The organism is Pseudoalteromonas sp. OF5H-5 (assembly GCF_021530695.1).
GTDB lineage: Bacteria > Pseudomonadota > Gammaproteobacteria > Enterobacterales > Alteromonadaceae > Pseudoalteromonas.
On sequence record NZ_JAKGBF010000013.1, the window covers coordinates 23254 to 37387 of the forward strand.

The following is a 14134-nucleotide window of genomic DNA, read 5'->3' on the forward strand; positions in this document are numbered from 1 at the left end:
GCACCAGACCGGGTAATTTTTTTACTGGTTGCAATCGCAGGATTGTCGGTATTTTATCCGCGTCGTAAGCTGAGTGTATTGAAAGCAAGGAAGTAATAGTGTGAGTGATTTTAACAGCGATATTTTCCAGTTCTGGGGCAAGGCCGACGAGCATAAGATTCTTCCTGCAGTGTGTCACATGTTAGACGTGGCCTTTGTGGCCCGGGCTATTATCCTCAAGCTGGCAGCTCAGGAGCGGGCTATCTTACTAAAGCCGTTTTTATCTATTGAAGGCGTTGATGAGGATACCGCGATTGCTATGGTAGTGCTGCTTATTGCCCTGCATGATATTGGCAAGATCACACCTGGGTTTCAGTATAAGTTGCAGGATCGGGTAAAGGATTTGTTTGATACCGAGGTTTATTGTCAAAAAGGTGCGGATGAGACTCAGCACGGTACTTCTGGTTACGAGATTTTATTAAACTGGGCCACAAAGACTGGCCAGAACCGCTATGCTGTTAAACCTTTAGTCTCTTCCGTTGCTAGTCATCATGGAGAATTTGTAACTGGCTCAAATAACGGTCGGTTTTGGGGGCGAAAATCGGCGTGGGAAACAATCCAGACTCATGCAATAAACTGGTTACTCGATTACTTTCAGGTTGACGTATCACAGCTTTGTGAGATTGATGATGAATTACTTACTCCTATCTGGTATGCCTATATGGCGGGGTTGTGCTCCGTTTCAGATTGGATTGGCTCTGACCCTTACCATTTTACCTATATCAGTGCAGAAGCGTATTTTTCTGATATTGCACTGCGTATTGATGCGGCGCAACGGTTGGCAGATACGCTAAGCATCAAACATATTAAAGCTGCACAAAGTATTATTGAATTCGACAAAGTATTTGGCTTTAAACCTAACGCATTACAGCAAAGCATATTAGCCTCACTTAACTCTCAAGGGCAGCCTTGGCTGACAGTGATTGAAAGCGGTATGGGGAGCGGAAAAACAGAAGCCGCACTCATATTGGCTGACCATTTTATTCGTAACCTAGATCATTCCGGTCTGTATGTGGCTATGCCTTCTCAGGCTACGGCGAACCAACTTTATAAGCGGACACTAAAGTTTCTGCAAAATGAGTCTTTGGGCTATAAAGACATTGAAACCCATTTAAAGCACAGCAACGCGGAGTTTAACCCAGCTTATGAGGACTTGTTGTTGTTCAGCATTGAGGATTTGAATGAGCAAAATTCGGTAAAGGCAAACTTATGGTTTACCGCTAAAAAAAGAGGGTTATTGGCCGGAGCCTCTGTTGGTACTATTGATCAGCTACTTATGGCTGCCATGCTTTACAAGCATAACTTTGTGCGGTTATTCGCCATTGCAAATAAAACCGTCATATTGGATGAGGTGCATGCACTGGATTACTTCCAACTTTCTTTGCTAAAAAATACGCTGCGTTGGATGGCAAAACTCAAAGTCAGGGTGATCATCTTATCTGCTACCTTACCTAAGCTGATGCTCCGAGAGTTAGTACAGGCTTATGGCCAAGAGTTCGGTAATACTATTAAGCTAAAAGAGGCAGCCTATCCGAGGCTTACAACTTATAGCGGAGGGCAGTTAGCGACATCTGTTCAGGTGAAGGAGTGTGCTGATACTGATAAGCTTGCTTCTCCTCCCAAAAAGTTTTGGGTTCAGTTGCATAAAACCACGCCACAACAATGCGTTGAACAGATGGCCAGCGATGTTTTGGCACGTGTAAAGGAAGCGGGGTGCGGTGTATTCGTGTGTATCCTGAATACAGTGAATGCGGCGCAGGCACTCAGTGAAATTGTTCTTGAATACTGCGATCAGAAAAAAAGTCAAAATACACAGTGTCTGGTTTTTCATGCCCGATATCCCATCGGCAACCGCTTAGCTATCGAAGACATGGTTGAATATCTAGTAGGCAATAATCCGAGAGACCGAAAAGCGGTTAATCCAAATCGACCCGTCAAAGATCAGTGTTTAATTCTAATTGGGTCCCAAGTTTTGGAACAGAGCTTGGATTACGACGCTTGTGAAATGTTCACTCAGGTCGCACCCAGTGATCTGATCATGCAACGGCTAGGGCGGGTTTGGCGGCACCAGATAAATAATCCTGTCAGATCTGAACTTATTAACAGCCCGAGGCTTAATGTCTACCTACCGGGATTAAGTGAGATCCCAGAAGACTATGCCAAGTGGTTAGGGTACGCCGATATTAAAATTTACCCGCCACATATACTCGCGGTAACGACCCGTTTGCTGTGGGAGGCGGCTGCTAGCTCAAAGCAAAATAATGGCTTCGAGTTGGACCTTGATGAAGAGGTTGATGATTGGGTAAATAACGTCTACACCGATATTGAGCAGCAGGTGGACTGGTTGGATCAGGAGCAAGAGAAAGCGTTTGAATTCGAGCTTGAAAAGAAACTCGTGTATCGGCTGGCAAACGATATGATGTTTGACGCTGATCAGGAAGATGTGTCGGATTTGCTAGATTATCTAAATGACCAGTTTGATGATGAGGACTTGGTTTTATCGACGCGGCTTGCCAGCCTCAGTGTGCAGATAATTCTGCTGATCCAGAATGAAGACGGTTTGTTGGTGCCCATTACTGAATATCAGCCTTACCTGCAACAATGTCAGACGCCCATGAGAGAAAATGCTCCCTATGAAGCGATAAACTGGCGTGCAGATAAACGTTTTAATAAAAATGATATAGGCAGGCTGAAGCAATCTTTGGTGAAACTCAGCCATGCAGACTGGGTTGAACACTTTCGTGAGATTGAAAGCAACTGGCAATTTAATTTTGTTGCTAAGGATGTATGGCAAAGAACTTCGCAGCTACACAGCTGTGTACCGGTTATTTTGGATCAGTATTTTACCTACTCAGTGACCTCGATTGGCACACTTAAACTAGATCCAGTATTGGGATTAAAAGTAGAGAAATGCAGGAGTAGTCACAACCATTCTAAGAGGTAAGAAGCCGATAGCTGAAGCTATCGGCAGGCGCCCCGTGCGTACGGGGAACAAGTTGGCAGCATCTATAAATATTGAAACGCTACTCGGTTCATCCCAACGATAGTTAGGAAGGTTTGAATTTTAACATCGAACTTGGAAACAAGAAATGAAAATTAAATTTTAAGAGTAGTGTTTTAATATTGATAGATAAATTATTAGACAAGGTTGAGCAAAACGTATACATTGTAGTGACTAACCAACTAGAAGGATACGAAACTTATGTTCAACGGCTTGGCAGATGTCATTATCGCGCTACAGAATGCCAATGCGCCTACTTATGCGCTGTTGTTTTTTTTAATTTGGGCATTTTACAAAAAAAACAGCAACAAGAAAGAAAAATAGAGTCTAGCAACTTGCTAGACAGATGCAAGTACTGATTTGGCATTGTGTGGTGGCCGGATCTGCATACAAACCTACAGGAGGACTTAAAGGATTATGATGAACTATGATCTTTTGGAACAGGAGTGCTGGATCCCGGCACAAGATTTACAGGGGGAGATCCGGCATTATTCAATACTCGGTGTGCTACAGGCTGCCCCCCAACTGCGCCAAATTGTGCATGACAGGCCACTGGCCGTCAGCGCAATTTCAAGGCTGTTGTTAGCTGTTCTGTACCGCAGTTACCGGTATTTAAGCGGTAAAAACTGGCACAAAGCTTTCGAAAAAGGGGAGTTTGATGCGTGTGTATTTGATTATATAAAGTCTGACCGATGCCAGAGCAAGTTCGATCTGTTTTGTGCGCAGTATCCCTTTTTTCAGACTGCCGAATTTCAAAAAGATAATGGTGTGACCACATCGGTTAAAAAGTTAGTGCCCGACTATAGTACAGGTTCAAATAAGCTACTTTGGAGCCATCTGGCTGATAGTAAAAAGTTCTCTATTTCAGCGGGTGAGGCGGCTATCCAGTTATTGGTTTGTCAGTATTTTAGTCTCGGAGGTGGGGTAAGTGGTAGTTCAAACTTATTTAAGAAACACCCCAACTTTACCAATGCGCCGTTAGTGGGCGGTGCTGTGGTGATGGTTGAAGGGGAAAACTTATTTCAAACCCTGATGCTGAACCTGAAAATGCCTAAAGATAAGGCCCTGCTGGATGACTCTGATCTGCCTGTCTGGGAGCAAACAGATAGTAAACAGGAAGCCCCTAAAGCCAGAGCTATGCGTGGCTTAACCGATTATCTGACATGGCGTTCAAGGCACGTTCGGCTTATTGCTGAGGAAGATGGTTCTGTGTCTGAAATGCATTTTTCTCAGGGCCTGCCAATACCGGAAGAAATGCCTCGGGAACCTTATTTTGCCTACCGTCTCAACAAAGACGAAAAAATGCTGCCTGTTCGACTGAGTTTTGCACGTAGTTGCTGGCGAGATACAGCTAACCTGTTACGACTGGCGGAATTTACAAAAGGTAAAATAGCAACCAAAGACTTGCGGCCAGCGGGCGTTCAGCTACTGGCAACATTGGATAATAGTGTGTTAAGTACACTTACGCTGAACTGTCAGCTGATTGGGCTGGACAACAACAAGGCCAACCCGCTTTCGTGGTTCAATGAGCGCTTACCCTTGCCTGCAAACCTGGTGCAAAAAGATACAGAATTGGGCATCAATTACAGTGAGCTATTGGTAAATGGCCTGAAAACCGCAGAAGCCATGTTTTACCAGCTTGAAAATGCAGTTAGGGTATTTGCTCGGCACTTATTGCCTGATGGTGCTCGCGTTCAGGATGTGAATGCAAGGGTGTCTGCGATCAACCCAGACAGATTTTACTGGCCACGGCTAAATGAAGGGTTTGAGCAGTTTGTTTGGGCGCTGAGCACTAACACAGATGATGCCAATGCTAAATGGCGTGCACTATGTATAGACACAGCGATGAAGGCGTTTGAAGGTGCGACAGTGAGTTGGCGTTATGGAGGCTCAAAAGTTAAAAAAGGGTTGGGTCTTGCGTCACAGCAGCTGGAGCGGGCACTTTATGGACGTGAATGGCAGTCTAGCCAATACTGGAGCCTGGATACACAGACATTAGTGGCAAAACTGGAGAAATGGGCAAATCCAGATCATCCAAACCGAGAAATTCTCGCTGCACTGAAAAAGTCACTCGACCAGCAAAAAAGCACACTCGTTGCCGTCATGCCCTATCTAGCTCACCTTTTATCTGACGACTTAACAAGAGCTGAGACTCAAGCCTTTGTTGCTGGGCTGTTTGCGAGTCATAACAAGCTGTACTTTAGCGAAAAGCATCAGAGCTTTGGGAAAGCATGGCAGATCTGCGATGGCAGTGAGCGCCCCGGCATGAGCTTTCGCTTTGAGTGCCTGCTTGAGGCCAAAGGGGAGCAATTAAAACAAACACTGCGCCAGATGGTCCAGATCCTGAAAAGCAAAGATATTGCCATTGATTACCGCACTCTGATGGAAGATCTCTATCACTGGGATAGCGACGACAAACGCATTCAACTTAAATGGGCCAGAGATTACTGGGCCAAACCAACTCAATCCGATGAGTCTACAGACTCAGCAGACGCGACAAATTAAAAAGGAGTTACCTTATGTCTTTTATCGAATTTCATGTATTACAGAACTTTGCCCCAAGCAACTTAAACCGCGACGATACCAACACTCCTAAATCTTGTGTGTTTGGTGGTTCACAACGGGCGCGGATCTCAAGCCAGTGTCAGAAGCGCGCAATTCGTACGCATGGGGCATTTAACGATGCTGTTGTAGAGCATCAGGGCGACCGCGCTGTACGCACTCGTAAGCTAGCTTTTAAGATTAGAGATTTCTTGGTTGCCAATGGCAAACCTGAAGATGCAAGTAATATAGTCTGTGAAAATTTACTTGGACTTGCTGAGCTGAAGTTGGTACAAAAAGAAGAAAAACATAAGTTCAAAACTGAATACTTGCTTTACCTAGGGTTGAATGAAGTCGAAGCGCTTAAGAATATTGCACTTGAAAATTTTGATGAGCTAAACCAGGAGGATAAAAAGAAGCTAGATAAAAAGCTCGCAAAACTAGTGGGTGAAGTATTTGGTAAGCACGAACAGGCTTTTGCCGCAGATATCGCATTATTCGGCCGTATGGTCGCAGACAACAACAATATCAATGTAGACGCTGCATGCCAGGTTGCTCATGCAATTTCAACCAATATCGTTACGCCAGCCATGGACTTTTTTACTGCTGTGGATGACGAATTGCAGGCGGGTGAGCAAGGCTCCGGAATGATGGGGGGTGTGTACTTCAACAGTGCCTGTTATTACCGTTATGCTCAGATCAATATTGATAAACTGGCTGCTAACCTTGGGCAGGATAAGGAACAGGTGACTGGCGCGGTAAAAGGTTTTTTCAGGGCGTTAGTTCAAGCGGTGCCTTCCGGTAAACAAAACAGCTTTGCAGCGCAGAATCCGCCAAGTTACATCAAGGTAAATGTGCGCAAAGATGGTGCACCTTGGTCTCTGAGCAACGCATTTACTCAGGCGGTAACAATAGACAAGCCTGATGAAGCCGAGCTTGAGCACCAGTCAGCACAAAAACTGGAAATGTTCGCTAAGAAGCTTGCAGGTATGTATGGTGAATCGGGCTTTATTTTTGAGGGCCGCAGCACTTATATCGACAATCTGGAAGAGTATCAGGACAAAGACAGTGGCACCATTGCACAACTGGAAGCTCAGATGCTTGATGCACTGCAAGGTGCTTTGGAGTGTCAATGAGCACTTTGTTGATCCGATTAGCCGGACCAATGCAGTCATGGGGGCTAAAAAGTGCCTTTGAGCTGCGCAACACTCAGCTTGATCCGACAAAAAGTGGTGTGATCGGTTTGCTGTGTGCATCACTAGGGCGTGAGCGAAATGAGCCTCTGAATGATCTTACTGCATTGCGAATGGGCGTGCGCATAGATAAACCAGGCGATCTGGCATTTGATTACCAAACGGCGCTGAATGTGGCAAAGGCTGACGGTGGCAAGCCGGATACGCAGCTGTCACATCGTGCTTATCTCGCAGATGCCGCCTTTTGGGTAGGCTTTGAAGGCGACGCGGTTTTGCTTAAAAAACTGCATCATGCTTTGTTAAACCCGGTCTGGCCGCAGTTTTTAGGGCGTAAGTCATATTTGCCGGGCATTCCTTTAGTTGATCCCCATAGTGCGTGTATGGAGTTACCTTTAGAACAGGCGTTGCAACAAGCACCAAGAATGCAAGCTGAGTACGAAAAGGTAGCCGGAACACCGGTGAAATACATCATAGACAGCGAGGCACAAGAAGGCACTGAACAACGGCATGATGTGCCATTAAGCTTTGAGATAAACCACAGAACCTTTGCATTCAGAAGTGTGAAAAGTTGCTGGGGGTTGGTGAATACGGAGGAAGTGCTATATGTCTGACACTCTTTGGTACGAAAGCCGACTGTATTTTGATCCTGATCAGGCTGGAGAGGATTTAGGGTTTTTGCATCCCGATGATCTATACAAACAGCATCAGTGGGTATGGCGTTGTTTTGTTGAAAGCGAGCTGACTCAGGCTGACTTTATGTTTCGTGTGGATATGGCCCTGCCAGTACCAACAGTATTTATTCGCTCAAAACGTCAGCTAAAAGAAGCGATTAAAAGCTGGAAAATAGTCACTCAAACACAGCAGAGCCAGCTCAAAGAAGCGGGTCTGGTTCAGTTCTCATTACGAGCTAATCCGACGGTAGATATTACGCCAAAAGGAGAGAAAACTCGCCGTCACGATGTTTTGATGCATGCCAAAAAACAGGCTCAAAAAGCAAATAGCGATGTGAATGAAGCTATTGATATTGCTGCAAAAGCCTGGCTAGACAGAAAGCTGCAAAAGGGTGGCCTGGAGTTGCTGACTCAGTGTATTGAGTTTAGCAATTACAAGCAGCACAAAGTGGTTAAAAAAGACGGGGCAAGGCCAATTCAGCTCAGCACACTGGATTATTTTGGCGTGGCGAAAATCACCGATGTGCAAAAACTGGAGCAGGCATTATTCAACGGCATCGGCCGCTCCAAAGCTTTTGGCTGCGGGCTGATGTTGATTAAACCTTTGTAATCTAATCAGTAAGGCGGGGTGACTCGCCTTTTTCCTAATTTTTTACTTAATTTAGGAGTGCAGGGAATGGCATTTCTTCCTTTAAAACCTATTCCAATTAAAGATCGTAACTCAATGATTTTTATTGGTATGGGGCGTATTGATGTGCGTGACGGCGCATTTGTTGTGATTGATGAAGTAAACGGCGAGCGGATGCTTATTCCGGTGGGTTCTGTGGTGTGCATTATGCTGGAACCGGGTACTCGGGTGAGTCATGCGGCGGTGAAACTGGCAGCGACCACGGGCACATTGCTTATTTGGGTGGGAGAAGCGGGAGTCAGGCTCTACTCTGCGGGTCAGCCCGGTGGTGCGCGCTCCGATAAGTTGCTCTATCAGGCCAAGCTGGCGTTGGATGAAAACCTGCGACTTAAAGTCGTGCGCAAAATGTTTGAGCTACGCTTTGGCGAACCGGCACCGGAGCGACGCTCGGTTGACCAGCTTCGGGGCATTGAAGGCACGCGCGTGCGCAAAACCTATGAGCTGCTTGCCAAACAGTATCAGGTGAGCTGGCAGGGACGACGCTACGACCCTAAGGATTGGGCAAAGGGCGATGTGATCAATCAATGTATCAGCGCCGCTACGTCTTGCTTGTATGGCGTCACCGAAGCAGCAGTGCTGGCCGCTGGCTATGCGCCTGCCATTGGCTTTTTGCATACAGGCAAGCCATTGTCGTTTGTGTATGATATTGCTGACATTATAAAATTCGATACCGTGGTGCCTGTGGCGTTTAAAATTGCCAAACGGCGGCCACAATCCCCCGATCGTGAAGTACGCATCGCCTGTCGCGAAGCGTTCCGTAAAGACAAGGTATTACCACGCCTTATCCCGCTGATTGAAGAAGTATTAGCCGCCGGAGAGGTAACACCGCCCGAGCCCTATGCTGACGCACAACCGCCTGCTATTCCTGAGCCTGAATCCATAGGCGACGAGGGCCATCGCAGCGGAGGGTCACTATGAGTATGTGCATGGTTGTTACTGAGGCGGTGCCACCGAGGTTAAGAGGTCGTCTGGCGGTGTGGCTGCTGGAGATCCGCGCCGGTGTGTATGTAGGTGATGTGAGCAAGCGCATTCGTGAAATGATCTGGTTTCAGGTCAGTGAGCTGGCGGAAGACGGCAATGTCGTCATGGCCTGGGCAACCAACACCGAGTCGGGTTTTGACTTTATCACCTATGGTGAAAATGCTCGAATGCCTGTCGATTTTCAGGGCCTGAGATTGGTGAAGTATACGCCCAGAGCAAATGATAATCCGGGAGCTGATTAGCGAACTCCCCTCGTTTTTTTAATTCGATTTAATGCTCTTTAACAAGTTGGTGATTAAGATTTATACCTCATAGTGAGAGGTGCTTTTGTACCTAAAATTTTCGGTAACTTTTACTAGATGATTTTTCTTTATTAAAAACAAGTATATAATTTTAGAGTGTTCCCCGTACGCACGGGGCTAAACCGTTTTTAAACACTCCATACTTAATACCAGCAAAGTGTTCCCCGTACGCACGGGGCTAAACCGTCAGCAATTAAAAACCATTTATCTCCACGGATGTGTTCCCCGTACGCACGGGGCTAAACCGCCAGATCAACTTAATTACCCGAACTTACATAGGTGTTCCCCGTACGCACGGGGCTAAACCGCGACCATTTGTATCGATGATAGGTTGAGTGCCGTGTTCCCCGTACGCACGGGGCTAAACCGCTCTCTTTCCAGCCAAGCACAACCCAAGAGCCGTGTTCCCCGTACGCACGGGGCTAAACCGAGTTGATCGAGGCTCGCGTCAGAGTTGATGAAGTGTTCCCCGTACGCACGGGGCTAAACCGAATTATGATGTCCCCACTCAACAATACCTGACGTGTTCCCCGTACGCACGGGGCTAAACCGTAATGCGCAGGAGAATTAAAAATACCTAGCTCGTGTTCCCCGTACGCACGGGGCTAAACCGGTTTTGCCGGGTGGTGAGATCATCAACTTTGAGTGTTCCCCGTACGCACGGGGCTAAACCGTTTTGCGTTTGTCGTACCTGATGCCAAGTCCGGTGTTCCCCGTACGCACGGGGCTAAACCGTGGGTATCTTTGCTTATGCTTATGAGGCAAGTGTGTTCCCCGTACGCACGGGGCTAAACCGTTGCCGGGCAAATGGGTGTAAGTGGCCGTGATGTGTTCCCCGTACGCACGGGGCTAAACCGCGGTTAGCGAATTGCAGCAAATATACTAATAGGTGTTCCCCGTACGCACGGGGCTAAACCGTCTAGTTGGCAAGGTTTTAACGTCATTGGGGTGTGTTCCCCGTACGCACGGGGCTAAACCGTATTAAATTGTTTGTCGCGCTGGAATCTCGATGTGTTCCCCGTACGCACGGGGCTAAACCGCGCGTTGAGGGGAACGCTCGCATGCTGGTTGAGTGTTCCCCGTACGCACGGGGCTAAACCGTCGTTCAGCGCATCAGTTAGTTTTTGCGGATCGTGTTCCCCGTACGCACGGGGCTAAACCGCGTACTTTTACCATGCTGATCCGTGCGGGTATGTGTTCCCCGTACGCACGGGGCTAAACCGGCTTGAATATCGAAACTAAGCGCTTAGGTGATGTGTTCCCCGTACGCACGGGGCTAAACCGCGTACTCTTGGTTTGTGGTGCTACCTTTATTAGTGTTCCCCGTACGCACGGGGCTAAACCGGTCTAATAAAAACGCTTTTATATTGTTATAGAGTGTTCCCCGTACGCACGGGGCTAAACCGGTTAAAAGGGAAAGCCGCGAATCGTCGGTGAGGTGTTCCCCGTACGCACGGGGCTAAACCGATAAATCATTGCTGACCCCCACGAACTGAGAGGTGTTCCCCGTACGCACGGGGCTAAACCGTCCTTATGAGGCCAAAAGCTGTTGAAGTTGAGGTGTTCCCCGTACGCACGGGGCTAAACCGATGCCTGGGCCCAAGAAATATACGACTTTTATGTGTTCCCCGTACGCACGGGGCTAAACCGCACAAAATGGTCTCAGACTTCCATGTAACAGGGTGTTCCCCGTACGCACGGGGCTAAACCGAAATGGAAGACGAGTTTTATGCTGCCAACATCGTGTTCCCCGTACGCACGGGGCTAAACCGTTACGGATTCAAACTACCGTGATTTAGTTGCTGTGTTCCCCGTACGCACGGGGCTAAACCGAGGAAAGCTTAGTTTGGTATCGCAACGAGGTCGTGTTCCCCGTACGCACGGGGCTAAACCGCGGCTTTAGAGGTTCTTTATCCGTTTGAGTCTGTGTTCCCCGTACGCACGGGGCTAAACCGAATTTTCTGTAACATTGCGCTCGTAACTAATGGTGTTCCCCGTACGCACGGGGCTAAACCGTGGAAGCCGCCGTGGCTGCTGGCACGCTGGTCGTGTTCCCCGTACGCACGGGGCTAAACCGTAGCATTAATGCCAACGTTAGAGACGAGCCCCGTGTTCCCCGTACGCACGGGGCTAAACCGAGAACCATGCAAAATATCAGCAATAGTTCAGCGTGTTCCCCGTACGCACGGGGCTAAACCGGTCATCAATGAAAATAGATTTGCACTGTTGTAGTGTTCCCCGTACGCACGGGGCTAAACCGTCGAGCCAGTCCTGCATCAAGCTTGATGGCATGTGTTCCCCGTACGCACGGGGCTAAACCGGAACGTGGTTGCTTGATAAAGGTGAGCGGGTCGTGTTCCCCGTACGCACGGGGCTAAACCGGAAATTGGCTATTTTCACACTCAATAACCTCTGTGTTCCCCGTACGCACGGGGCTAAACCGTCTTCAGCAGTTAGGCCCCATGCTGAATAACGGTGTTCCCCGTACGCACGGGGCTAAACCGGTATTTACCATAGGTCATCGGCCATGCATTGAGTGTTCCCCGTACGCACGGGGCTAAACCGCGCCATTGTAATACCAACGATTGCGACACCTGCGTGTTCCCCGTACGCACGGGGCTAAACCGTTGACTCACCAACTTCCTTAATTTCCTTTGTTGTGTTCCCCGTACGCACGGGGCTAAACCGCTTTACTCTTTTAATCGGGATAAACACACCAAGTGTTCCCCGTACGCACGGGGCTAAACCGGTTATTTTATAGGTTAGATTAAAACTGATTTTGTGTTCCCCGTACGCACGGGGCTAAACCGTTATTACTTCTGGCACCTGATTGCGGATTGTAGTGTTCCCCGTATGCACGGGGCTAAACCGGGTTGCCACCATCGAGGATTTCTACCAATCCCGTGTTCCCCGTACGCACGGGGCTAAATCTGAGCTACCCAGGTCTGGACCATGTGCTGGAATTCGTCCGTGAAGCAGCACCAGATGCTCATCTCATTGAGCGGTGAAACAGCGGCGATTCTAGGCCCGACTGTAATCCCGGGATTAAGTTATAGCCATCATTGTTAGCTAGTTATTTATCCACATGACCTAAATCACGCTCAGGATCTAACAAATCTCTCACCCTTCTTTTGAGCACTTTGGCTTCAGGAAAACCTTCATCCGCCTTTCGGCACCAAATTAACGTATTGTTATAGTAAATTTTGAATACGCCTTTACTTGCTGGCACTAACGCGACTTGTTGTAAATCGTCAGAGAAAGTTGAAAGTAACTCTTGTGCAAGCCAAGTTGCTCGCAACATCCATTGGCAAAGTACGCAGTAATGGATAGTGATGGTCGGTTTTTGCATGAATTTACGTTTTTTTGAAGGCTGTGATGGGATTCTAGCACTGTGATTTATCATATGGCTAGCTTGAAAAAAACGGGGGTCGCCCCCCGAAATTATCCAGGGAGACCTTAATTATAAGGTCAGTCTTAACGTTACGGACTATTTGTATAGTAACAACCCCTTTTGTGGCAAGTTGAAGGGTTGCCGTGACGAAAATTGGGATACTAGTGATCGCTTCTGTATTCACTCAGAGTTGCATTTAAATTGTCAATGAGGTTTTGCCTATTTAAAAACTCTAACTGGATTGCTCGGCGCTGAGTTAATGATAGATCAGGGTGCCAAATGGAGAAAATAAGTACAATCCGATCTCGGTCACTACCGTTGTGCGCTAAATGCAAATAAGAGTCGTCGAATATGGTGAGTTGATGTTCTTGCCATAAAATGCGGTTACCATCGACCTCTAAGTAACAGTCGTGGGGAATATCTATAGCCAAATGTACTGTTAGACTGTGATTGGAAAGGCCATAATGTGGAGTAATAGTTTGGCCTTTTGCTAGCTTAGAGTAAAACACTTCGTATGGGGATGCCGTCAAGCCGTAGTAAGGCACTTTCTCTAAAGCCTTTTTTAGAATAGGAAAGTGCTTTGACACCGAAACGTCTTCGATCCCCTCTTTAAAAATGGATAGTGCTTGCCAGTTGCTGCTGTTTGCAAGCTTTGGGAATACGCTTTCATACTCTTTACCCGATAAATAGGGGGTAAGGTGCGAAGATGCGGTATTAAAAGTAGCGTGAAACTCTTTAATGATGTCGGGGATCATGGTGCTAAAGCTTTCATACCATGAAAATTGCTGTGCCAGCCAGATTGGTTTTGCAGTTAGATTAGGTACGTAAAAAAGATGTGGTGCTTGAGGTGTTTCAAAGGGCTTACTACTGTATTGAACCCAGCGTCCAGACTCAATGCTTGATGCAGTACCAAGGTTTCTTTCCATACATTGCCAAGCTTTTTGAAAACGTTTAAGCGTTTGAGGAGCTGTGCTATTGGCAAGCTGAAGCCGTTTAAAGCTGCCTGTCAGTGTTTCACACAGGGCATAACATGCTAGTGCCGTATTCTCCTCGCCCTTAGTCTCTAGTAAATATCCAAGGTACAAGTAAACTAGATAATTTTTGGGCGCAAGATCAATGCAGTGAAAGTAGGCTTTTTCACTTTCGGCTAACGCCCCAATTTGTTCTAAAATTACAGCTACACGATAGCTTAGCTCTGCACTCTGTGGGTAGGCATCGAGTAACTTTAGTAGTAATAATGGCCAACTATTTTGCGATTCGCATTCTAGGATTGGCTGTAAAAGTGTGTCAATGTTGAGAGGTTGTATCTCTTCGTTTGCCATCAAAA

General features: G+C 47.2%; 9 protein-coding genes and 1 CRISPR repeat array. Of the genes, 7 read left to right on the plus strand and 2 right to left on the minus strand.

What is annotated here, in order from left to right; all coding sequences use genetic code 11:
• The first annotated feature begins 100 nt into the window (after window positions 1-100).
• The 7 genes from cas3 to cas2e all read left to right on the plus strand — a co-directional run bounded on the left by cas3 (window position 101) and on the right by cas2e (window position 9356).
• The gene (cas3, locus tag L1271_RS17745; RefSeq protein WP_235368419.1) at window positions 101-2983 is read left to right on the plus strand and encodes a CRISPR-associated helicase Cas3'; all 2883 of its coding nucleotides are present in this window, start codon (window positions 101-103) and stop codon (window positions 2981-2983) included.
• A 474-nt stretch (window positions 2984-3457) separates the two neighbouring features.
• Window positions 3458-5545, plus strand: coding sequence for a type I-E CRISPR-associated protein Cse1/CasA (gene casA, locus L1271_RS17750; protein ID WP_235368420.1), 2088 nt, complete (start codon window positions 3458-3460; stop codon window positions 5543-5545).
• Between the two features lie 14 nt (window positions 5546-5559).
• Entirely contained in the window at window positions 5560-6717 is a 1158-nt protein-coding gene (gene cas7e, locus L1271_RS17755; RefSeq protein ID WP_235368421.1) for a type I-E CRISPR-associated protein Cas7/Cse4/CasC, read from the plus strand.
• Window positions 6714-7385: a type I-E CRISPR-associated protein Cas5/CasD gene (cas5e, locus tag L1271_RS17760; protein WP_235368422.1), complete on the plus strand. Its 672-nt coding sequence runs from the start codon at window positions 6714-6716 to the stop codon at window positions 7383-7385. Before cas7e ends, cas5e begins: the two co-directional genes overlap by 4 nt.
• Window positions 7378-8055: a type I-E CRISPR-associated protein Cas6/Cse3/CasE gene (gene cas6e, locus L1271_RS17765; RefSeq protein WP_235368423.1), complete on the plus strand. Its 678-nt coding sequence runs from the start codon at window positions 7378-7380 to the stop codon at window positions 8053-8055. The genes cas5e and cas6e overlap by 8 nt, the downstream gene beginning before the upstream one ends.
• A 66-nt stretch (window positions 8056-8121) precedes the next feature.
• Window positions 8122-9051, plus strand: a complete 930-nt coding sequence (gene cas1e / locus L1271_RS17770) for a type I-E CRISPR-associated endonuclease Cas1e (RefSeq protein WP_102058229.1) — start codon at window positions 8122-8124, stop codon at window positions 9049-9051.
• A complete protein-coding gene (gene cas2e / locus L1271_RS17775) occupies window positions 9048-9356 on the plus strand; it encodes a type I-E CRISPR-associated endoribonuclease Cas2e (protein WP_235368424.1) in 309 nt (102 codons plus the stop codon). The genes cas1e and cas2e overlap by 4 nt, the downstream gene beginning before the upstream one ends.
• Before the next feature lie 156 nt (window positions 9357-9512).
• Window positions 9513-12348: direct repeats of the CRISPR family, unit length 29 nt; unit sequence GTGTTCCCCGTACGCACGGGGCTAAACCG.
• Between the two features lie 141 nt (window positions 12349-12489).
• Here cas2e and L1271_RS17780 read toward each other — a convergent pair.
• Both L1271_RS17780 and L1271_RS17785 read right to left on the minus strand, forming a co-directional pair.
• On the minus strand, window positions 12490-12765 hold the full coding sequence (locus tag L1271_RS17780) for a SelT/SelW/SelH family protein (protein ID WP_010603951.1): 276 nt from the start codon (window positions 12763-12765) through the stop codon (window positions 12490-12492).
• 203 nt (window positions 12766-12968) lie between these two features.
• A complete protein-coding gene (locus L1271_RS17785; protein WP_235368425.1) occupies window positions 12969-14129 on the minus strand; it encodes an aspartyl/asparaginyl beta-hydroxylase domain-containing protein in 1161 nt (386 codons plus the stop codon).
• Window positions 14130-14134 lie beyond the last annotated feature (5 nt).